Here is a 19890-nt window from a genome sequence, read left to right as displayed (position 1 = left end):
CTTCCACGGATGGGCGCTGCTCGGCTCCGAGTCTCGCAAGTCGCCGCTTGAGGCTTCAAGTGGATTTCGTCCCTGTGGCTCAGAGATCGGGCAGCGCGAGGTCGAGGTTGGGCTGGTCGATGCCGCCGTCGACCTCCAGCACCTTGCCGGTCAGGTAGCGCCCCGCAGGCGAGACCAGGTAGAGCACCGCGGCCGCCACGTCCTCCGGCTCGCCGATCCGCTTCAAGGGGGTGGCCTGCTCCATCTGGGTGCGCAGGTTCTCGTCGGTCATGACGATGTCGAGGGCGGAGGTGGCGACCGCGCCGACGGCGATCGCGTTGACGCGCACCCTGGGCGCCAGGTCGCGGGCGGCCAGCCGCGTGTAGTGCGTGAGCGCCGCCTTGGCGCTGCCGTACGCGAGATAACCACGGCCCGCGGTCCGGCCCACGGCGGAGGTGATGTTCACCACCGAGCCGCCGGTCTCGAGCAGGTACGGTACGGCCGCCCGCGTCAGCTCATGCGCGATCCCGACATTGAACTGGAACGCGTTCTCAAGGTGCTTCCGCGTGGTGTCGAGAAAGGCGCGGGGCAGCGCTCCGCCCACATTGTTGACGACCGCGTCCACCCGGCCGAAGGCGTCCACGGCCTGCTTCGCGAGCGCCTCCATGGCGCCCGGCACACTCAGGTCGGCGGGGACGATCAGCGCCCGCCTGCCCGCCTTCTCCACCTGAGCTGCGACGGCGCGTAGCTGCTCCTCCGTACGGGCGGAGATCGCCACGTCCGCGCCCGCCTGCGCGAGGGCGATCGCGGTCGCCGCGCCGATGCCCCGGCCGGCACCGGTGACGATGGCGGCGTGGCCGGTGACGTGGAAGCGGTCCAGGATCATGTCATGACCTCCGACCGCAGCCTAAGGCCAAACTGAAACCTGTTGCAATACGGCTATCCCCGGTGCTTGGTTGAAGCCTTGGCTTTGGCGACAGTTCTTTTGCGGAGCAGCCGGGCGCTCCGGCGCGGCGACTGCTTGCCCACGGACTTCTTCTTGCTCGTGGTGACCTCGGTCTTCTCCTTGGCCGGGTCGACCTCGGCCTTCTCCGGGCTCGTGCCGCTGATTTCGGTGCTGTCATCTTCGCTGTCGCTGCCGACCTCGGCCTTACTTTCGACACCGCCTCTGACCTTGCTTGTGCCGCCGCTCTTCTGCGGAGGCGAGTTTATTATCCGCTCCTTCATCCGCTTGCTGTCGAACAAAACTTTACCACTACCAGGACTCCGCACTTTGAGCGGCTTACGGGGACTCGGCTTCTTCTCTTCACCCTCGTCGGCGTCCTTTTCGCTGGCTTCGGATTCAGCACTGATCGATGCTAATTCGCCCTTCGATGGACTCGGCGCAAGGCCGCCCTCCTTGTACAGGCCGGCATCCACCGACTCGTTGGAAGCATCCAAGGCGCTGACCTCTGCGAGTTCCTTGAGCTGGGCCTTGACATCATTCCCGACCGCTGTTCCGTAGTTGACCGGCAAGTACGGGTGGCACCATCCGATCTGACTTTTACCCACTTCGTTCTTGGGATTGCCGTTATCGATTTTGTACGCCGCGATCGTCTTCTTGCAGTAGGCACAGTTGGGCGAAGTGCATTTGATGTAGTCCACTCCGCCTTTCCCACACGCGGCGAGTATGCACATTTCAGCGTGATTACTGGCCACATCATCGGTGAATGGTCCGGCCACATAGACGTTATAATCCTTGTAGGCAGAGTTGCCCTTGACATAATTGCGAATCTTTTGCCCGGGTCCGTTCGTCTTACTCCTCGGTCCCACGGACAAGCCGCCCACCTTGGACACGACTAGATCGCCTCCGGTCGTCACCGCCACAGTGTAATTGCTGGCCTTTTTGAACGTCTTGCTGAGCCATTCGACGAGTGAGTCGGCGGCAGCCCTCGCTTTTAATTTCGGGTTCCGGTCCGGGTCCATGGGGCGATCACGTCCTTTCTATGGATCTCAGCCAACACGGATGCCCCCACGAGATCGACTTACCGGAAGGCAAGGTCCCCGTCCCGCCCGAAATCCGGTTGTCCACCCAGCCCGCCGCTCAGCATGATCGACCCATGAGATTCGCGGTCATCGGCGACATCCATGCCAACTTCGCCAAGGCCGACGCGATAGTCCGGCGGCACTGCGGTCCCGTCGACGCCATCTTCAGCGTCGGCGACGCCGAGCCCAACAGGACCGAGGCGGACAGCCTCGGTGTAGGCGGCCCGGCCAAATATCGCAAGGTCGGCGATTTCCCGGAGTTCGTCGCGGGGTGGCGCAGCATGAGCGCGCCGGTCTACTTCATCGGCGGAAACCATGAGCCGTGGCCGTCGCTCGACGCCCAGGGGCCCGGCGAATGGGCGCCCGGCTTTCACTTTCTGGGGCGCTCAGGCGTGCGGGAGGTGGCCGGCCTTCGAGTCGCTTTTCTGTCCGGCATCTACTCGCGCCACTTCAGCGAGCCCGACACGCCTCCCGCCGTCACGCCGGAGCGGCTCAAGGAGTACGGCTATTTCACCAGGCCGCAGGTCAACCTGCTGCTCGATCAGGCTCGTGGCAAGAGGATCGACCTCCTGCTCACGCACGAATGGCCCGCCGGGCTCTCGTACCTGCACCAGGGGAAGGAGCCTGTGGGGCGGGACGCCATCCGGGCGCTGACCGACCGGCTCGCGCCTCAGGTGCACGCTTGCGGCCATATGCACACCCCGTTCAGGGAGCGGGTGGGTGCCACGGAGGTCGTCTGCCTTTCGCAGGTCGCCTACGGGCCCGACGCGGTGAGCGTGCTGGAGCTCGCCTCGGACGGCACGCTGAGGGAGCTGCCGATCCGCTAGGGCAGGGGCTCCAGGCCCAGGCAGAGTTCGAAGACCGCTGTGAGCCGGTCGACGTCGGCGGGGGACGGGGTCTCGGGGCCCACGAGGCGGCGGACCGAGCCGAGGCCCAGGAAGACCGCCGTCGCCATCCGGGCCCTGGCATGCGCGTCCGGGCCGCCGAGGAGGGCCGCGATGGGCTCGATCATGACCGCCAGCAGGCGATCGCGGACGAGCGCCTGGATCTCCGGGTCGCCCGCCGAACGTTCGAGTGAGCGCAGGATGGGGCTCTCCGGGTCGTGGGACATGCGTTCGGCGGCGTACTCCGCCAGCCGTCTGGGCAGGCCCGCCCGGTCGCCCTCGACCACGGCGCGGACCGTCGGCTCGCCCGCCAGGACCTCGCCGAACAGGCCCGCCTTGGAGCCGAAGTAGCGGCCCACCAGGGCGATGTTGGCGTCCGCCGCCGAGGCGATCATGCGGACCGTCACCTGCTCGTAGCCGTACTCGCCGAACAGCATGCGCGCTGCCTCCAGCAGCCGCTGGCGGGTGGCCGCGCGATCGCGCGGCCGGGCGTCCGTCAACTGCGCTTCCATGGCCCGAACTCTACTCAAGAACACCCCACTTGCCGCTCGGCTAGTAAACGGTCGTATACTCGCCGAGGAGAAAACGGTAAGAAGGGGATGTGGTGTCTTGGTAGCCCAGACACAGGCCGCGGCCCCCGCGAGGCGGCATTACACTCACCGCGAAATTCTCGAGGTCATGTCCGGGCTCATGCTCGCCATGCTCACCTCGATGATCTCGACCTCGGTGGTCGGCACGGCGTTGCCGACGATCGTGGGGGAACTCGGCGGCCAGGACCAGTACTCCTGGGTGGCGTCGGCGACCATGTTGACGATGACGGTCTCCACGCCGTTGTGGGGCAAGCTGTCCGACCTGTGGGGCAGGAAGCTGCTGTTCCAGAGCGCCCTGGGGTTGTTCGTCGCGGCGTCGCTCGTGGCCGGTCTGTCGCAGAACATCGGGCAGCTCATCGCGGCGCGTGCCGTGCAAGGGCTGGGTGTGGGTGGTCTGTCGGCCCTCGCTCAGGTGATCCTCGGCGACATCGTGTCGCCGCGGGAGCGCGGCCGCTACTCGGGGTACATGGGGGCCGTCTTCGGCATCTCCACGGTCGCGGGGCCGCTGCTCGGCGGGTTCATCGTGGACACCGACTGGCTCGGCTGGCGGTGGTGCTTCTACGTGGTCGTGCCGTTCGCGTTGATCGCGTTCATCGTGATCCAGAAGGTGCTGAAGCTGCCGAGGATCCGGCGCAACACCTCCGTCGACATCTGGGGCGCGACCACCATCACGGCCAGCGCGAGCGCGTTGATGCTGCTGCTGACGCTGGGCGGCACGGAGTTCGAGTGGAACTCCTTCTGGACGTACGCCCTGGGGGCCATCAGCCTGCTCATGCTGGCCCTGGCGGTGCTCTCCGAGCGCACGGCCCGGAACCCGATCCTGCCGCCCAGGCTGTTCAGGAACCGGACGTTCGTGCTCACCGCGGCCGCCTCGCTGTTCGTCGGCGTGGCGATGTTCGGTGCGATGATCTACCTGCCGCAGTACCTGCAGATCGTCAAGGGGCTGAGCCCCACCGAGTCGGGGCTGATGACGCTGCCCATGGTGGTGGCGCTGTTCCTGGGCGGTGTGATCTCCGGGAAGATCGTCACCCAGACCGGCAAGTGGAAGATCTTCCCGGTGGCGGGCCTGCTGATCGTGGCCGTGGGGTTGTTCCTGCTGTCGCGGCTGCACGTGGAGTCGAGCCAGTGGCTCATCGGGTTCGACGTGGCCGTACTGGGCACCGGTCTCGGCCTGTCGATGCAGATGCTCATCCTCGCCGCGCAGAACGGCTCCGAGCTGCGTGACATGGCGTCCACCACGGCGGGTGTCTCGTTCTTCCGGTCGCTCGGCGGCGCCGTGGGTGTGGCCGCGTTCGGCGCGATCCTCACCAACCGCCTCAACAGCGAGATGACCGACATGCTGCGGGCCGCGCACATCAAGCTGCCCGGCGGCTCCTCGCCCAAGCTGGGCAGCCCCAGTGCCATCCAGTCGCTGCCCGGGCCGATCAAGCACATCGTGCTGGAAGCCTTCACCCGCGGCCTGGAGACCGTCTTCATGGTCGGCGTGCCGATCGCGCTGCTCGGCTTCGTGGCGACGCTCTTCCTCAAGGAGCTGCCGCTCAGAGGCCCCGCGACGCCCGCGCCGGAGCCCAAGCCGCTCAGCAAGGACGACCTGGTCCTGGCCGGGCTGCTGCTGGAGCTCATCGCCCAGCGGATCGAGCGGGCCAACGGCCAGCCGTCCGCACTGGTGTCCGCGGTCGCCAGGATGGCGCCGCCCGATGACCGTACCGAACGGGAGCGCGCCAGATCGGTCGCGCAGAGCGTGCTGCGTCCCACCTCACGCGCTCTGATCGCGCAGGCCGCGCCGCCGCGGAAAGACCTCGTAACAGGAGGAGTCTCATCATGATTCGCAAGTTCGTGGGCGCCGTCGCGGCCGCCCTGGCCTTCATGGCCGGGCTGTGGCTGATGATCGCCCCGTTCGCCCTCGGCACCCAGCCGGAGAACGCCGACTGGACCGACCCGACCACCTCCGAGTTCTTCACCGGCCTGGGCGTCGCGGTCGTCGGGCTCATCGCCGTGGCCGCCTTCGTCGCGGCCATCCACGAGGAGCTCGTGGTCCGCGGTCTGGTGGCCGTACGGCAGAAGCAGGCCGAGCCGGAGCCCGAGCCGGTGGCGCCCGCGCCGCAGGGGTCGTCCGCGGAGCTGGCCAGCCTGCTCGCCCCGCTCGTCGAGGCGCTGCGTGAGGACCTGAACAACGCCGGACGCGGCGGCGACCACCGCCAGAACGGCAAGCCCGCCCTGGTGGGAGTGGAGGAGAACCGATGACGGCCAAGCTGGGCGTCTCCGCCTTTGTCGTGCTGTTCCTGGCCGGCCTGTGGCTGGTCGCGGCGCCGTTCGCGGTGGGCTACCAGCCCAGGGGCGCGGCCTACGCCGACGCGACGGTCAACGATCTGTGGGTCGGCGGCGCGCTGGCCGGCGTCTCCTTCGTGGCCATCGTGATCTACGCCGCCGACGCGCTGCGCGAGCTCGCCGGCCGCGGCAAGCACGTCGCCGACGGCTGACGTGCGAGGCATGCCGTGTACGGCGGTAGCACAGACGACCGGTGGGAGCCCCTCCTAGGCAGGCTCCCCAGCGAGCAGTTCGAGATCGGCAAAGACGGCACCGGGCTGCTGGTGGTCGGCTTCGACGGATCGGGCCCGAGCCGCAACGCGCTCGCGTACGCGGCCGGGCTCGCCCGGCGGGACAACGCCGCGCTGCTCATCGCGTTCGTGGAGACGCTCACCAGCGCCACGTTGTGGTTCTTCGCGGGCTCGCCGATCATCCCCGACTCGGCCGGAGACCTGACCGAGGATCTGCGGAGCGAGCTGAGCGGGGTCGGCGTTCCGTGGCGGTTCGTCATGGTGCGGGGTGACACGGCGCGTGAGCTGGAAACACTCGCGGACTCCTGCATGGCCGACGCCATCGTGGTGGGCCGGTCCCGCTCGCTGTGGCACACGTTCGGCGGCTCGGTGGCCGTGGGGCTGGCCAGGCGTGCTCGCCGTACCGTGCTGATCGTGCCCTGACCTCGCCTCGCCGATACCGCCCTGACCTCGTAGGACGTCGCGTAGGGTGGCCGCATGAAACGTACTGCCGCTGCGTTCGTGGTGTTCGCGTCCGTTTCGTGCGGCGGGCAGGCGCCGGTCGCCTCACAGGCGCCGCCTGAGGTCCAGCCCCAGGCGCTGACCCAGCCGCCGGTGCCCGCGACGCCCACCCCGACGGCGAAGACCACCGGGCCACCGAAGTTCACCGCCAAGGTCACCAAGATCTCGCGCAGCCGCCTGCCCTACTCGTGGAAGCCCGGCTGCCCGGTCTCCTACCAGGACCTGCGCCTGATCACGATGACGTACTGGGGCTTCGACGACAAGGCGCACACCGGTGGTGAGCTGGTCGTGCGCAAGACCGTCACCGACGACGTCGTCAAGGTCTTCGGGAAGCTGTACGCCATGCGCTACCCGATCAAGCAGATGCGGCTCGTCGACGTCTACAAGGGCGACGACTACGACTCGATCGACGCCGACAACACCTCGGCCTTCAACTGCCGCGCCGCCACTGGGTCCAGCAACTGGTCCAACCACGCGTACGGCGAGGCGATCGACATCAACCCGCGCGAGAACCCGTACGTCACCGCGAGCGGCAGCACTGCCCATCAGAACGCCAAAAAGTTCGCCAAGCGCCCCGCGAAGGGCGAGGGCGTGATCAACCCGGGCGACCGGGTCGTCAGGGCCTTCGCCTCGGTGGGCTGGGGCTGGGGCGGTGCCTGGTCGGGCACCAAGGACTTCCAGCACTTCAGCCGCAACGGCCGGTAGCGACTCCGGGCTGACAGAATCAGATCATGGCGGCGAAGGACGGCGACGGTTGGACCCAATGCGAGCGCGGTCACCGGCACTGGGGGCTGCACGGGGCCTCGGGGCTCCTGGCCGTACACCATGACGAGCGCGGCATGCCGTACGTACTCATGCAGAAGCGGGTCTGGTGGAGCCACCACGGCGGCACCTGGGGGCTGCCGGGAGGCGCGCGCGACAGCCACGAGGACGCCGTGACGGGCGCGCTGCGCGAGGCGCACGAAGAGGCGTCCGTACGCGGCGACGAGCTGCGCGTGCAGGGTGTCTACCTGGACGATCACGGCGGGTGGGCGTTCGAGACCGTGATCGCCGAGTCGGCCGAGCTACTGGCCGCGGCGCCCGCCAACAACGAGAGCACCGAGCTGCGCTGGGTGCCGCTGCCCGAGGTCAAGGCCAGGAAGCTGCACCCCGGGTTCGCCGAGTCGTGGGACAAGATCCAGCCGGAGCTCACCCCCGAGACGCTGGTGCTCGACGTCGCCAACATCGTCGGCGCCCGCGCCCAGCACGGCTGGTGGAGGGACCGGCTCGGCGCGGCGACGCGGCTGCTGACCGACGTCGCGGGGCTGCGGCTGGCGCATTCCGTGCTCGCGCAGTGGTACCCGCGGATCGTGGCGGTCGTGGAGGGCGCCGCGAAGAGCGCGCCGGCCGTTCCCGGTATCCAGGTGGTGGCCGCGACGGGCAGCGGCGACGACGCGATCGTGGACGTCGTACGGCAGGCGCGGCCGTGGGAACGCGTGCTCGTGGTGACGGCGGACCGGGGGCTGAAGGAGCGCGTCAGCAAGCTGGGAGCCACGACCGTGGGCCCCAAGTGGCTGCTGTCACAGCTGGACGATTAGACCGCCAGTCACGGCTGGGCGGTCAGGACGCTGTCGAAGGCGGCCTTCAACCCGGTCACGTCGAGGACCCGACGCAACACACCCTGCACGCCCGTGAGCTCGAGCGACCCGCCGCGCTCACCCGCCTTGCGCTGATGCTCGACCAGCACCCACAACCCGCTGGAATCGCAGAACGCCAGGGCGGCCGTGTCGATGACGATCGAGACGTGACCTGCGGCGATGAGCTCACCCATGACCTGCTTGAGCTGGGGCGCGGTGAGCTTGTCGAGATCACCGCGCAGGCGCACACTCGCCGTGCCGTCGGCCCGTTCCACCTCGACGTTGAGATCCGCCACCTCCTGAACGTACACCGCCGTCACCACAGCCGCTATCGTGGTGTGCGCACTGGAGGGTTCGCATAGTGGACGAGTGCAGCCGCCTTGAAAGCGGCCAGGTCAGCGATGGCCTCGTGGGTTCGAATCCCACACCCTCCGCCACCCTTCAGGGTCCCGTCATTGCCGCGTGCGTCGCCTCGGTCTACCGCCCGCTCCGCGCGCACCCCCACGCCAAGCTCTACTTAGACGGGCGCGAACGGGTACTACCTACAGTGACCATGCATGACCTCCAGAACGACGACGTCGATCGGCCCAAGCGGCGGTACGTCACCGCGGCCTACAAGCCGCGCATTCTGGAGGAGTACGACGTGGGCGCTGGGACGCGGTCGGCGCCTCCCTCGGCGACCTTCTCGCAGGAATAGCCGCGGCGACGCGAATGGCGCGCCTCATGGGAAAAGGCCACGCCGGACGACAGCGCGCTGGGCGCGCCCAGGCTCGGCGCAATCCGACGAAGAAGCCGCGCTCGGTCGCCCGGAATCCCACCTGGACGTGGGATATCACGAACCAATCTCCTCACGGTACGTCGTGCGGCAACGACAATCCGTACATCGATGCGCTGTTTATAACACCGAAATGCTGTCCTGCGTTTCCGGAGAAGTCCGGCTCTCTCGAAGATGCGAGAAATTCCGTGAGCCGCAACACACCGGCTCAACAGATGAAAGACAGGAACCCCTTCGATGCCCTCACCCGCCGCCCGCGTTCGCGCTGCCCGCGCTCACTCCCCCCGTGCGGCGAATCCGTCGCCGACGCAGGCGGCCAACTGCAGGTAGGCCTCCCTGGTCGGTTCCTGGAGCCGCTCGAGGTCGATCTCAGCGCCCTCCTCCAGATGCGGGTCGTACGGCACGCGGATCACCGCACGGCACCTCGCGGCGAAGTGGGCCTCCAGCTTCGAGATGTCGACCGCCGACTTCGACCGCGGACGGACGCTGCAGAGCACCACGGTCGCGTCCCTGACCAGGTTGCCGTAGTGGTGCGCCTCCAGCCAGTCGAGCGTCGCCGACGCTGCCCTGGCGCCGTCCACCGACGGCGAGCTGACCAGCACGATCTGGTCGGCGAGGCCGAGCACGCCGCCCATCGCCGAGTGGAGCAGGCCGGTGCCGCAGTCGGTGATGCAGATCGAGTAGAAGTTCTCCAGCACCTGCGAGACGGCCTGGTAGTCAGAACCGCTGAACGCCTCGGACACCGATGGGTCGCGGTCCGACGCGAGCACCTCCAGCCGCGAAGGCGCCTGCGAGGTGAACGCCCTGATGTCCACGTACCTCTTGACCTGGTCGCTCTCGTTGAGCAGGTCGCGTACGGTCGCCGAGGTCTCCAGGGTGAGCTTGTCGGACAGCGTCCCGCGGTCGGGGTTGGCGTCGACCGCGATCACCCGGTCGCCGCGCATCGCGGCGAGGGTGGCGCCCAGGCCGACCGTGGTCGTGGTCTTGCCCACGCCGCCCTTGAGACTCAGTACGGCCACGCGGTGGTGGCCGGTGGCGACCGGGGTGCGGGCCCTGGTCAGGAGTTCGCGGCGGCGACGGACCTCTGGCGGCTCACCCGGCTTGATCCAGCCACCCGACGCCTTGTAGATCAGGCGGCGCCAGCCCTTGGAGGGGGCGTTGCGGCGGCCTCGGAGGAGCGACTCGGGGTCGAGGCTGTCCGCCGTGGGCTTGCCGGTGATCGGGGGGCGGGGCGGGGCGTTGAAGACCGGCACGGGGGCCGGGCGACGGCGCGGGGCGGGGGGTTCGTCGAAGGTGGGCGGCTCGTCGAAGGTGAGCGGCTGCTCGTAGGCGCGGTCCTGGTCGTACGAGCGCGGCTGGTCGAAGGCACGGTCCTGGTCGTACGAGCGCGGCTCGTCGAAGGCCCTGGGCCGCGGCTTCGGCTCATCGAACGCGCGGGACGGCGGCTCGTCGAACGCCCGGGACGACGGCTTCGGCTCGTCGAACGTGCGGGACGACGGCTTCGGCTCGTCGAACGTGCGGGACGACGGCTTCGGCTCGTCGAACGTGCGGGACGACGGCTTCGGTTCGTCGAAGTCGAAGGCGCGGGGCGGCGGCTCGTCGAGAGTCCGCGACTCCTCGAAGGCGGGCGGCTTCTCCGCGGCCGGTGGCTTGTCGAAACTCAGCGGCAGGTCGAAGCTCGGCGGCTTGTCCAGGGCCGACGGCTTGTCCAGGGCCGACGGCTTGTCCAGGGCCGACGGTTGGTCGAAGGCCGACGGCTTGTCCAAAGCCGACGGCTTCTCGAAGCTCGACGGCTTGTCGAAGCTCGGCAGTTTGTCGAAGCTCAGCGGCTTGTCGAAGGTCAGCGGGACCTCCAGCCGTGGCTCCGTGGCGTCCTCGGCGGGCGGCTCGAAGGTGCCCAGAGCGGGCTCCTCGGCAGTCTCCACCGGGCGCGGCTCGTCGAACGTCTCCGTGGGACGCGGCCACTCCAACGGCGCGGGCCAGGAGGACTTCGTCTCCTCCTCCTGCTCCGGCTCCTCCGCCGCCGGCTTCTTCTCCGGCTTCGGGAAGGACAGCAGCGAGTAGGAGTCGGTGTCGTCGGGCCGGGGCAGCGGCTTGAGCGGCGCCAGGAACCCGTCGTCGGCCTTGCCCAGGCTCGCCGGCGGAGTGACGGGCGCCGGTTCGTCCTTCGTACCGGCCGCCTCCTCGGTGAGCTCCTCCGCGGGCGGAGTGCCGTACACCGAGTCGACCGCGGCCCTGAACAGTGGCGTCGGCGACTCATGCTGAGTCGGCACCGAGAGCCAAGGGTCCTGGGGGTACGGCGAAGCGACGGAGTCCTCCGAGGCAGAGGCGCTGACCGAGATCGGAGCTTCTTCCGTCTCCTTGATCGCGTCCAGCCAGGCCAGCTGTTCCTCGAGAGATTCCTCTCGATCGTGTCTTGCCACCGTGTTTCTCCCCCTGGTGGGTGTAAAGGGGCAGCAAATACATTGCAGGTTAACGTCATCTGTATCGGCAGAGGTCGTCAACCTACAACTTCCTTGCCCGGCTACGGTGGTTGGCATGCGAGCCATCGAGATCACCAGGCCGGGACCACCCGAGGTTCTGGAGTGGCATGAGGTGCCGGATCCGCGTCCCGAGCGGGGCGAAGTCCTCATCGAGGTGACGGCCGCCGGGCTGAACCGGGCCGACGTCCACCAGCGTCAGGGATTTTACGATCCGCCGCCCGGCGCGCCTTCGTACCCGGGGATGGAGGCTTCGGGCGTGGTGGTCGAGATCGGCGAGGACGTGGAACGTTTCACCCCGGGTGACGAGGTGTGCGCGCTGCTGGCCGGGGGCGGCTATGCCGAGCGGGTGGCCGTGCCGTGGCAGCAGGTCATGCCCGTTCCCGAAGGCGTGACGCTGGTCGAGGCGGCCGGGCTGCCCGAGGTGGCGTGCACGGTCTGGTCCAACGTGTTCATGACCGGGCGGCTGCGGCGCAGCGAGACGCTGCTGGTGCACGGCGGGGCGAGCGGGATCGGGACGTTCGCGATCCAGCTGGCCAAGGCGTTCGGGTCGCGGGTCGTCACGACGGCCGGGTCGGAGGCGAAGCTGGCCCGCCTCAAGGAGCTGGGCGCCGACGAGGCGATCAACTATCGCGAGGAGGACTTCGCCGAGCGGGTGACGGCCGATGTGATCCTCGACATCATGGGCGCCAAATACCTGTCCAGAAATATCCGGGCACTCCGTACGGGCGGCCGGTTGGTGATCATCGGGCTGCAAGGCGGCGCCAAAGCCGAGCTCGATCTGGGCGCCCTGCTCACCAAGCGAGCGGCCGTCCACGGCACCACGCTGCGCGCCCGCCCGGTCGACGAGAAGGGCGTCATCGTGCGCGGCGTCGTCGACAACGTCTGGCCGTTGGTCAGCGCCGGGGCGGTGCGACCCGTGGTGTACGCGGAGGTGCCGATGGCGCAGGCCGCGGAGGCCCACCGAATGTTGGAATCGGGAGAGCACATAGGCAAAATCCTGCTAGTACGGTGAGTGCTATGAATGCTGAGGACAACAACACCCCCCACATCGTGGTGGTGGGCCCGGACTTCCAAGGTCAGGGCGATAGCGGCGAAGACGAGCGATCGGTCACGAACCTCGTCGAACAGCCCGCCAAGGTGATGCGCATCGGCAGCATGATCCGGCAGCTTCTCGAAGAGGTCCGGGCGGCCCCTCTGGACGAGGCCAGCCGTAAGCGGTTGAAGGAGATCCACGAGTCGTCCATCAAGGAGCTCGAGGACGGCCTGGCGCCCGAGCTCGTCGATGAGCTGGAGCGACTGTCGCTGCCCTTCACCGACGAGAACGGCACCCCGCCCAGCGAGGCCGAGCTGCGCATCGCGCACGCCCAGCTCGTGGGATGGCTCGAAGGCTTGTTCCACGGCATCCAGACGACGCTGTTCGCGCAGCAGATGGCGGCCCGTGCCCAGTTGGAGCAGATGCGCAGGGCGCTGCCCGGTGTGCCCCACGACGACATGCAGCGGCCGCCCGGCGGCTCGGGCCCTTACCTGTAGAGCCGCTCGAGTACGCGCGCGACCCCGTCCTCGTTGTTGGCCGCCGTCACATGGTCCACGGCGGCCAGCACGGCGGGGTGCGCGTTGGCGACCGCGTAGGACGTGCCTGCCCAGCCGAGCATGGGCAAGTCGTTTGGCATGTCACCGAACGCCACCACCTGTGATGGTTTGATCTCGTGCTGTTCGGCGAGCGCGGCCAGGGCGGTGGCCTTCGTGACGCCGTGCGCACTCATCTCGATCAGCCCCCTGCCGCTGGAGTGCGTGGCGGTCACCAGGTGTCCCACGAGCCCGTGCACGGCCTCGTGCAGGGGGTCCGGAGCCATGCGCGGGTGCATGGCCAGCAGCTTGGCGCAGGGCCGCGAGGTCAGTGTCGCCGCGCCCACGCGAAGGCCGCCGATGGCCTTGCTGTCCCATCCGCCGAGTGGGAAATCGGACTCATGCGCAAAACCACCTTCATACTCGACCGAAAAAGCGAGTTCGGGCACGTTCGCTCTTAGCTGAGCGACGACTTGCTCCAGTACCTCCACCTCGATGAGGTGAGATTCCACTATCCGTTCGGTATGCAGATCGTAGATCAACGCACCGTTTGCACAGATTGCCAACCCTCGGTGACGCACCGCACCCGCCACGCTGCTCATCCATCTAGGTGGACGGCCCGTGACGAACACGAGGACGGCACCAGTTTCTTCGACTCTCGCGAACGCCGCGGCGGTGCGGGGAGAGACGGTTCCGTCGGTGCGCAGAGCGGTTCCGTCGAGGTCGGTGGCCACTAGGCGCGGCGCGGCAAGGGTTCGCATAACACGTTCCAGTTTGCCCGGTGATGCCGCCGGCCAGAAATCTTCCTAGGGACGGGAACACCAACGCGCCAGAATGGTGTTAGATGTGATGGCGTTGTATTAGCTGATCCCGTAGTGAAAACCAGCATGACTTTGTCTGAGCCACCCCGGGTGCTTGCTGTACGACACACCGGGACTCGCGAGGTGCGGGTCCCATAGATTCACATCCTGAGGGAGAGCTTTTATGGCTCAGGGAACCGTCAAGTGGTTCAACGCCGAGAAGGGCTTCGGCTTCATCGCCCCGGACGGCGGTGCGCCGGACGTGTTCGTGCACTTCTCCGAGATCGTCGGCAACGGCTACCGCAGCCTTGAAGACGGCCAGCGGGTCGAGTTCGAGATCACGCAGGGACAGAAGGGGCCGCAGGCCTCCCAGGTCCGTGCCATCTGACCTGTAGCAGCGAGACAGACCGGGGTTCGCTTCCAGCGGGCCTCGGTCTTTCGCGTCTCCGGACGTTCGGCTGTCACTCTCCGTACAACGTCCGTCAAAAGCCCGCCCGCCGCGTTCCGAACAGTGGTGACAGATCGGTCACGGGTGTGACTCAACTCACATAGCCCCTGAACCATCGATCTTCCACGACCATCGACCGATATATGAGGTACGCGTGGTTGTGTCACCCTGCGACGTTGGTCGCGGTGTTCGTGCTGCTGCTCAACGACCACCTGCTCAAGCAGGTCTGGCCCGGATTCGTCACCGGCAAGCTCAGTGACGTGGCCGGGCTCGTCGTGGCGCCGCCACTGGTGGCGCTGGTCCTCGCCCGGCGGGCCGATCTCGGGGCCGTGCTGGTCACCGGGGTGCTGTTCGCGTTCGTGAAGACGACGGACGCGGGGGCTGAGGGGGCTTCCCAGGTGTGGAGTCTGGTGGCCGGGCCGTCGCGAGTCCTGGCCGATCCTACGGATCTGCTCGCGTTGCCCGCGCTCGGATTGGCCTGGTGGGCTCGCCGGAGAAGTCTCTCCATGTGTCCGGCAGGGCTCTCAGAGGGTCCAAGAGCGTCTCTGCGGCCCCCGGCGGGACTCTGGCGGCTTCCCGGGCTTTCAGGGCGTCTAACCGCGTTCTCGGAGCGTCTCACTGTATTCCCCCGGCGTCTGACGGGGTTCGGGGAGCGGTGGCGGGTGTTGGTCGTCGTGCCGCTGGCGGTGTTCGCGGTGGCGGCGACGGCTGCCGATACACGGTCTACCTCCGTACAGGTCGACGGGGATCGGGATTCCGTGCAGGTGGACGGGGAGCGGATCGTCGTGCTGGTGCGCGGCGGCGGCCCGGGAGGCCTAACCGGGATGTCCTCCGTGGACGGGGGCGCCACCTGGTCCGCCTACTACGGGAGGCCGGCGCGGCTGCCCCAGACCGCCGCCTGCGTGCCCCGGCAGCCGCAGCGGTGCTACCGGGTGCTTCCCGAGCGGCCGGCGGTCGCCCAGTCCGATGACGGAGGCAAGACGTGGCGGGACTCCTGGACCCGGCCGGATGACGTCAGGTCGGTCAGGCGGCGCGACGCGAGTTCCATGGCCGTGCTGAGTGCGCTGGCCGTACAGGCTCGGCCCGAGGGGCATGTCGTGGTCGTCGCCAACGGGCTCGACGGCGTGCTCGTACGGGACGTCTCCGGGACGTGGCGATGGCAGAGATGGCCGGAGCCGCTCTCGGCCCCTATGAACGACGCGGTGAACACCGATCCTGAGCAGCATGTGGCGCTGATTCTCGCCGCCCTGATGCTGCTCTCCGCCGCCGGGGCGGGGTTGCGGCGGCTCAGCGGCGTCTACACCGTCTCCGCGTTGGTGGTGTGTACGGGTCTGTACGCCATGTTCGACTCGGGCAGCGATACGTCGTTGTTGTGGGGCATCGATCCGATCAGCCTGGTCATGGGCTTGGCCATGACGCTGATCGGGGCGCTGGTGTGCCTCGGCCTCGCCATCGCCGGGCAGGCCAGGGGCGCGGCGGTGGCCGTCGGCTTCGGGGCGGCGCCGCTGGTGTACGCGACCGTGTACGTGCCCTTCTACGGCTGGGCGCAGGGGGCGCCGGACTCGTACGGCGTCGCGGTAGGGCTCGCCGTCGTGCTGACCGCGTGTGTGGTGACGGCGAGCGGCGCGCTCATCAGACACGCCACCCACTCCCGGACGGCCGACACGACCATGACCGGCTCAAACCACTAGTGGTTTGAGCCGGCGCGGTCTACTACTTGGACGGCTCCAGGATGTCGAGGCCGACGAAGGGGCGCAGCGCCTCGGGGACCACTACCGAGCCGTCGGCCTGCTGGTGGTTCTCCAGGATCGCGACGATCCAGCGGGTGGTCGCCAGCGTGCCGTTGAGCGTGGCCAGGTGCTGGGGCTTGCCGTCCTTGTCGCGGTAACGGACGCCAAGCCTGCGGGCCTGGAACTCGGTGCAGTTGGAGGTGGAGGTCAGCTCGCGGTAGCGCCCCTGGGTGGGGATCCACGCCTCGCAGTCGAACTTGCGCGCCGCCGACATCCCGAGGTCGCCCGCCGCCGTGTCGATGACGCGGTAGGGCACCTCGATCTTGGCGAGCATGTCCCGCTCCCAGGCGAGCAGCCGCTGGTGCTCCTCGCGCGCCTCCTCGGGCCGTACGTAGGAGAACATCTCCACCTTGTCGAACTGGTGGACCCGGATGATGCCCCGGGTGTCCTTGCCGTAGGAGCCGGCCTCGCGGCGGAAGCACGACGACCAGCCCGCGTAGCGGAGCGGCAGCTCGTCGCCGCCGAGGATCTCCTGGGCGTGGTAGCCCGCCAGCGCCACCTCCGAGGTGCCGACCAGGTAGAGGTCGTCCTCGGGGAGGCGGTAGATCTCCTTGTCGTGGGCCACGTGGAAGCCGGTGCCCTGCATGGTCTCCGGCTTGACCAGCACCGGAGTGATCATCGGGGTGAACCCGTTGGCGATCGCCTGCTGCATGGCCATGTTGAGCAGGCCGAGCTGCAGGCGCGCGCCGACGCCCTTGAGGAAGAAGAACCGCGAGCCGGACACCTTGGCGCCGCGCTCCATGTCGATGGCGCCGAGCTGTTCGCCCAGTTCCAGGTGGTCCTTCGGCTCAAAGTCGAACACGCGAGGCGTGCCATGGGTTTCGAGCACGACGTAGTCATCCTCGCCGCCGTGTGGCGCGTCCTCGTCGACGATGTTGGGCACCGACTGCACGAGCTCGTCGAGCTCGGCGCCCAGCGTCTCGGCCTCCGCCTCGGCGGCCTTGACCTGGCCGGCCAGGTCCTTGGCCCGCTGGAGCAGCTCGGCCTTCTCCTCGCCCTGCGCCCTGGAGACCGACTTGCCCAGACTCTTCTGCTCGGCGCGCAGGGACTCGAACGAGGTCAGCGCGGCGCGGCGGCGCTCATCGAGGTCGAGCAGCGTGTCGACGATGGAGTCGTCCTCGCCGCGGGCACGCTGCGAGGCCCGTAGCCGGTCGGGATTCTCACGAAGGGTACGCAGGTCAATCACGGATAAAGGCTACCGGCGCCCGGTGACCGCCCGCCTCCGGATTAGACGCGTCCGGCGCGGATTCGGGCCAGCCAGTCTCCCGCCTCGGCGAACTCCGGGTCGGCCGTGCCCTTCTTGATCTGCGGAGCGACGCCGTCGGCACGCGGGTAGCTGCCCAGGAAGCGCACCTCGTCGCAGATGCGATGCAGCCCGGAAATGGCCTCACCGACGCGGGCGTCGGCGACATGACCCTCGAAGTCGAAGTGGAAGAAGTAGCGGCCGATGCCGTTGCCGGTCGGCCGCGACTCGATGCGGGTCAGGTTGACCCCGCGTACCGAGAACTCCGTCAGCATCTCCAGCAGCGCGCCCGGGTGGTCGTCTGCCAGGAACACCACGAGCGAGGTGCGGTCGGTGCCGGTCGGCTCGGGCAGCGCGCCAGCGCGGCTCACCCGTACGAACCTCGTCACGGTGTCGTTGCGGTCGCCGATGTCGTCGGCGAGCTCCACCAGCCCGTAGTGCTCGCCCGCGATGCGCGCGGCGATGGCCGCGTCGTACGGCGAGCCGGGCAGCGAGACCTCCTGGGCCGCGGCGGCCGTCGAAGGCGCCGCCACCACGACCGCGTCGGGCAGCTCCCGAGCGCAGAACGCGCGGCACTGCGTGATGGCCGCCGGATGCGTGTAGATCCGCTTGATGTGCACGATCTCGGTGTCGGGCCTGGCCAGCAGCGAGAAGCGCACCGGAAGCAGCAGCTCCGCCGTGATCAGCAGCGGCTCGCCCCAGGCGAACTCGTCGAGGGTCGTCGTGATCGCGCCTTCGATCGAGTTTTCCAGTGGGACGACCGCGCCGTCGGCCTCGCCGTTGCGGGCGGCGGACAGGGCGGCGCCGACGTTGGCACAGGGCAGGCGGTCGGCTTCGGGCTCCAGGAGTCGCAGGGCCTCTTCGGTGAAGGTGCCCTCCGGTCCGAGATAGGCGAGTCTGGGCATGCATACAAAGTATCCGCAGGTTACCGCGTGGCGTATGAACCTTTACTCACACGGAAATCTCGCAGTCGAGCCCTCTTCACCATCTGCCGGCCTGAGCGTCTATCAGCGGGCCGTGGCCCAGCCGGGCGGCTCGCACCGCCTGCTCCTCCTCCGGCGACAGCGGCTCCTCCCCCTTGCCGCTCACCACCGGCCGCACATAGGTGCGGGTCTCGGACCGGCCGTTGATCGAGGTCAGCACGATGCCGTCGCCCAGTCCGTTGATCATCGCGATCGAGAACGACAACCTCCCGGTCATCTCCTCAAGCGCGTCGTAACGGCACACGGCCACGTCGCGGATGGCCTTGAGATCGCCCTTGCCCTCGCTCGTCTGCCTGACCAGTTGCTGCCGGCATTCGTCGAGCGCGGTCCTGGCCTCCTTGAGCGCCCGAAAGCCGATGCAGACGCCGCTCACCCCGGCAACGAGACCCACCATAACCCATACGGTAATCAACACGTAACAGAGGGTAATGTATCGTCAAGCCAGGTCGCGCCGCCTCGGCAACCAGGCGACCAACAACCAGACCAGCCCCAGCGCCCCCAGCCCGAACCCGTCCTGCACGATCTTGTCGAGCACCGGCACGCCCGCCACCTTCAACGCCACGCCCCACCAGGGGATGGGCAGCACGTAGTACAACCACACCCCCACGGCCACCCGCACCCTGACCGGATCCCGCCCGTCACCCACGATGGCCCCCAGCACCACGACCACCCAGGCGAGATGGTGGATCCAGGCGACCGGCGACAGCAGCACGGCCATGAGCCCGACCAGCGCGACGGCGGTCATCGGATCCTTGGCCTGGTACGCGTCACGCGCGCCGCGGAAGCCGTACCAGCCCACGACCGCCACCAGGCCGATCCAGAGCACGGACGTCACCGTGTCGTTCATGTAAAGGCGGATCAGCATGCCGCGGATCGACTGGTTGGTGGTGGCGGCGTTCGCGCCGAGCCGTTCGGGATCGAACAGCGCGGAGAACCAGAAGCCGGCCGCGTCGTGCGGGATCACCAGGAACGGCAGCAGCGTGAGCAGCGCCGCGGCGAACGCCGCCATGAAGAACGTCCGCCACTGCCGCGTCACCAGCAGGTAGATCAGGAAGACGCCCGGCGTGAGCTTCACCGCCGTGGCCAGCCCGATCAGGAACCCCCGCGGCCACCACGGCCGCCTGGCCACACAGTCGACCAGGCACAACGCGACCAGCAGAATGTCCACCTGCCCGAACCGGACCTGGTCCCGAATGGGCATCAGATAGGCGCAGGCCACCATGAGGAAGGCAAAGACCCACGGCGCGTACCGCTTCACCCCTCCGAGCACCCCTCCGAAGGAGTACGCCACCACGATGGCGAGCGACACGAAGACCCCGGCGGTCCACACCCACTGGGCGGTGTCCCAGGACATCTTGGCCAGCAGGACGGCCAGCATCGCCGCGATCGGCGGGTAGGTGAACGGCAGCAGTTGAGGCGCGGGCGTGGCGAACTCGTAGACGGGCCGGCCTTCGAGGAGCATCTGCCCGCCGGTCCGGTACACATCCAGATCGACCAGCCGCTGATCGTCGGGATTCGTCAGCCACTGCTGCACCAGCGGTGCGACGGCCACCGCGATGACCAGGACGGCAACCGCCCACGCCCACCACTGCCGCCGGATCGTCGTCGCCCTGCCACCTGTCACGGTGAGGCACGTTACCGTGGCTGTT

General features: G+C 68.3%; 22 protein-coding genes and 1 tRNA gene. 13 read left to right on the top strand and 10 right to left on the bottom strand.

Translation table 11 applies throughout. The features are described from left to right. Positions 1-79 precede the first annotated feature (79 nt). Together AB0B91_RS59310 and AB0B91_RS59305 are read right to left on the bottom strand one after the other, a co-directional pair. The gene (locus AB0B91_RS59310) at positions 80-865 is read right to left on the bottom strand and encodes an SDR family oxidoreductase (protein ID WP_358341047.1); all 786 of its coding nucleotides are present in this window, start codon (positions 863-865) and stop codon (positions 80-82) included. 53 nt (positions 866-918) lie between these two features. Further along, positions 919-1944, bottom strand: coding sequence for a hypothetical protein (locus AB0B91_RS59305; RefSeq protein WP_358341045.1), 1026 nt, complete (start codon positions 1942-1944; stop codon positions 919-921). A gap of 134 nt (positions 1945-2078) precedes the next feature. Here AB0B91_RS59305 and AB0B91_RS59300 point away from each other — a divergent pair, with 134 nt between their 5' ends. Continuing rightward, complete coding sequence (locus AB0B91_RS59300) at positions 2079-2831, top strand: metallophosphoesterase (RefSeq protein ID WP_358341043.1); 753 nt, start codon at positions 2079-2081, stop codon at positions 2829-2831. Here the strand turns inward: AB0B91_RS59300 and AB0B91_RS59295 are convergent. Beyond that, positions 2828-3400 carry a TetR family transcriptional regulator gene (locus AB0B91_RS59295; protein WP_358341041.1) on the bottom strand — a complete coding sequence of 191 codons (573 nt, stop codon included), beginning with the start codon at positions 3398-3400 and terminating at the stop codon, positions 2828-2830. The genes AB0B91_RS59300 and AB0B91_RS59295 overlap by 4 nt on opposite strands. Positions 3401-3497: 97 nt before the next feature. Between AB0B91_RS59295 and AB0B91_RS59290 the strand changes: the two genes are divergently transcribed. The 6 genes from AB0B91_RS59290 to AB0B91_RS59265 are packed head-to-tail and all read left to right on the top strand — an operon-like array spanning position 3498 to position 8114. Then, positions 3498-5303 (top strand): MDR family MFS transporter, encoded by a 1806-nt coding sequence (locus tag AB0B91_RS59290; RefSeq protein ID WP_358341040.1) that lies wholly within the window; start codon positions 3498-3500, stop codon positions 5301-5303. Continuing rightward, on the top strand, positions 5300-5722 hold the full coding sequence (locus AB0B91_RS59285) for a hypothetical protein (RefSeq protein ID WP_358341038.1): 423 nt from the start codon (positions 5300-5302) through the stop codon (positions 5720-5722). Before AB0B91_RS59290 ends, AB0B91_RS59285 begins: the two co-directional genes overlap by 4 nt. Next, complete coding sequence (locus AB0B91_RS59280) at positions 5719-5958, top strand: hypothetical protein (protein WP_358341036.1); 240 nt, start codon at positions 5719-5721, stop codon at positions 5956-5958. The genes AB0B91_RS59285 and AB0B91_RS59280 overlap by 4 nt, the downstream gene beginning before the upstream one ends. 15 nt (positions 5959-5973) lie before the next feature. Next, positions 5974-6459 carry a universal stress protein gene (locus tag AB0B91_RS59275; protein ID WP_358341034.1) on the top strand — a complete coding sequence of 162 codons (486 nt, stop codon included), beginning with the start codon at positions 5974-5976 and terminating at the stop codon, positions 6457-6459. Positions 6460-6513: 54 nt separating this feature from the next. Further along, entirely contained in the window at positions 6514-7242 is a 729-nt protein-coding gene (locus AB0B91_RS59270; protein WP_358341032.1) for a M15 family metallopeptidase, read from the top strand. Positions 7243-7268: 26 nt separating this feature from the next. Further along, positions 7269-8114, top strand: coding sequence for an NUDIX domain-containing protein (locus AB0B91_RS59265; protein WP_358341030.1), 846 nt, complete (start codon positions 7269-7271; stop codon positions 8112-8114). An 8-nt stretch (positions 8115-8122) separates the two neighbouring features. Here AB0B91_RS59265 and AB0B91_RS59260 read toward each other — a convergent pair whose 3' ends face one another. Continuing rightward, entirely contained in the window at positions 8123-8476 is a 354-nt protein-coding gene (locus tag AB0B91_RS59260; protein WP_358341028.1) for an STAS domain-containing protein, read from the bottom strand. Between the two features lie 24 nt (positions 8477-8500). On the opposite strand from AB0B91_RS59260, the gene AB0B91_RS59255 reads away from it, so the two are divergent. Together AB0B91_RS59255 and AB0B91_RS59250 are read left to right on the top strand one after the other, a co-directional pair. Further along, a tRNA-Ser gene (locus tag AB0B91_RS59255) sits at positions 8501-8590 on the top strand. Between the two features lie 110 nt (positions 8591-8700). Next, positions 8701-8850 carry a hypothetical protein gene (locus AB0B91_RS59250; protein WP_358341026.1) on the top strand — a complete coding sequence of 50 codons (150 nt, stop codon included), beginning with the start codon at positions 8701-8703 and terminating at the stop codon, positions 8848-8850. Positions 8851-9203: 353 nt separating this feature from the next. Here the strand turns inward: AB0B91_RS59250 and AB0B91_RS59245 are convergent, their stop codons facing one another. Continuing rightward, entirely contained in the window at positions 9204-11351 is a 2148-nt protein-coding gene (locus AB0B91_RS59245; RefSeq protein ID WP_358341024.1) for an AAA family ATPase, read from the bottom strand. Positions 11352-11466: 115 nt separating this feature from the next. Here AB0B91_RS59245 and AB0B91_RS59240 point away from each other — a divergent pair, with 115 nt between their 5' ends. Next, entirely contained in the window at positions 11467-12423 is a 957-nt protein-coding gene (locus tag AB0B91_RS59240) for an NAD(P)H-quinone oxidoreductase (RefSeq protein WP_358341022.1), read from the top strand. Positions 12424-12428: 5 nt separating this feature from the next. Continuing rightward, the gene (locus AB0B91_RS59235; RefSeq protein WP_214635013.1) at positions 12429-12941 is read left to right on the top strand and encodes a bacterial proteasome activator family protein; all 513 of its coding nucleotides are present in this window, start codon (positions 12429-12431) and stop codon (positions 12939-12941) included. On the opposite strand, the gene AB0B91_RS59230 is transcribed toward AB0B91_RS59235, so the two are convergent. After that, positions 12932-13738 carry an HAD family hydrolase gene (locus AB0B91_RS59230; protein ID WP_358341020.1) on the bottom strand — a complete coding sequence of 269 codons (807 nt, stop codon included), beginning with the start codon at positions 13736-13738 and terminating at the stop codon, positions 12932-12934. The two genes, AB0B91_RS59235 and AB0B91_RS59230, sit on opposite strands and share 10 nt — an antisense overlap. Before the next feature lie 223 nt (positions 13739-13961). Here AB0B91_RS59230 and AB0B91_RS59225 point away from each other — a divergent pair, with 223 nt between their 5' ends. Together AB0B91_RS59225 and AB0B91_RS59220 are read left to right on the top strand one after the other, a co-directional pair. Continuing rightward, a complete protein-coding gene (locus AB0B91_RS59225) occupies positions 13962-14165 on the top strand; it encodes a cold-shock protein (RefSeq protein ID WP_043619750.1) in 204 nt (67 codons plus the stop codon). Between the two features lie 236 nt (positions 14166-14401). Further along, entirely contained in the window at positions 14402-15916 is a 1515-nt protein-coding gene (locus AB0B91_RS59220) for a hypothetical protein (RefSeq protein WP_358341018.1), read from the top strand. Between the two features lie 22 nt (positions 15917-15938). On the opposite strand, the gene serS is transcribed toward AB0B91_RS59220, so the two are convergent. The 4 genes from serS to AB0B91_RS59200 form a co-directional block, all read right to left on the bottom strand. Further along, positions 15939-17201 (bottom strand): serine--tRNA ligase, encoded by a 1263-nt coding sequence (gene serS, locus AB0B91_RS59215; protein ID WP_358341016.1) that lies wholly within the window; start codon positions 17199-17201, stop codon positions 15939-15941. A gap of 41 nt (positions 17202-17242) precedes the next feature. Then, positions 17243-18163 carry a prephenate dehydratase gene (gene pheA / locus AB0B91_RS59210; RefSeq protein ID WP_358341014.1) on the bottom strand — a complete coding sequence of 307 codons (921 nt, stop codon included), beginning with the start codon at positions 18161-18163 and terminating at the stop codon, positions 17243-17245. A 76-nt stretch (positions 18164-18239) separates the two neighbouring features. Continuing rightward, complete coding sequence (locus AB0B91_RS59205) at positions 18240-18635, bottom strand: DUF4446 family protein (protein ID WP_358341012.1); 396 nt, start codon at positions 18633-18635, stop codon at positions 18240-18242. Between the two features lie 42 nt (positions 18636-18677). Next, on the bottom strand, positions 18678-19865 hold the full coding sequence (locus tag AB0B91_RS59200) for a glycosyltransferase 87 family protein (protein WP_358341010.1): 1188 nt from the start codon (positions 19863-19865) through the stop codon (positions 18678-18680). Positions 19866-19890: the final 25 nt, after the last annotated feature.

This window comes from Nonomuraea sp. NPDC049141 (assembly GCF_040648415.1).
In the GTDB taxonomy this organism is placed as follows: Bacteria; Actinomycetota; Actinomycetes; order Streptosporangiales; family Streptosporangiaceae; genus Nonomuraea.
This window is presented reverse-complemented; position numbering and strand designations above follow the sequence as displayed.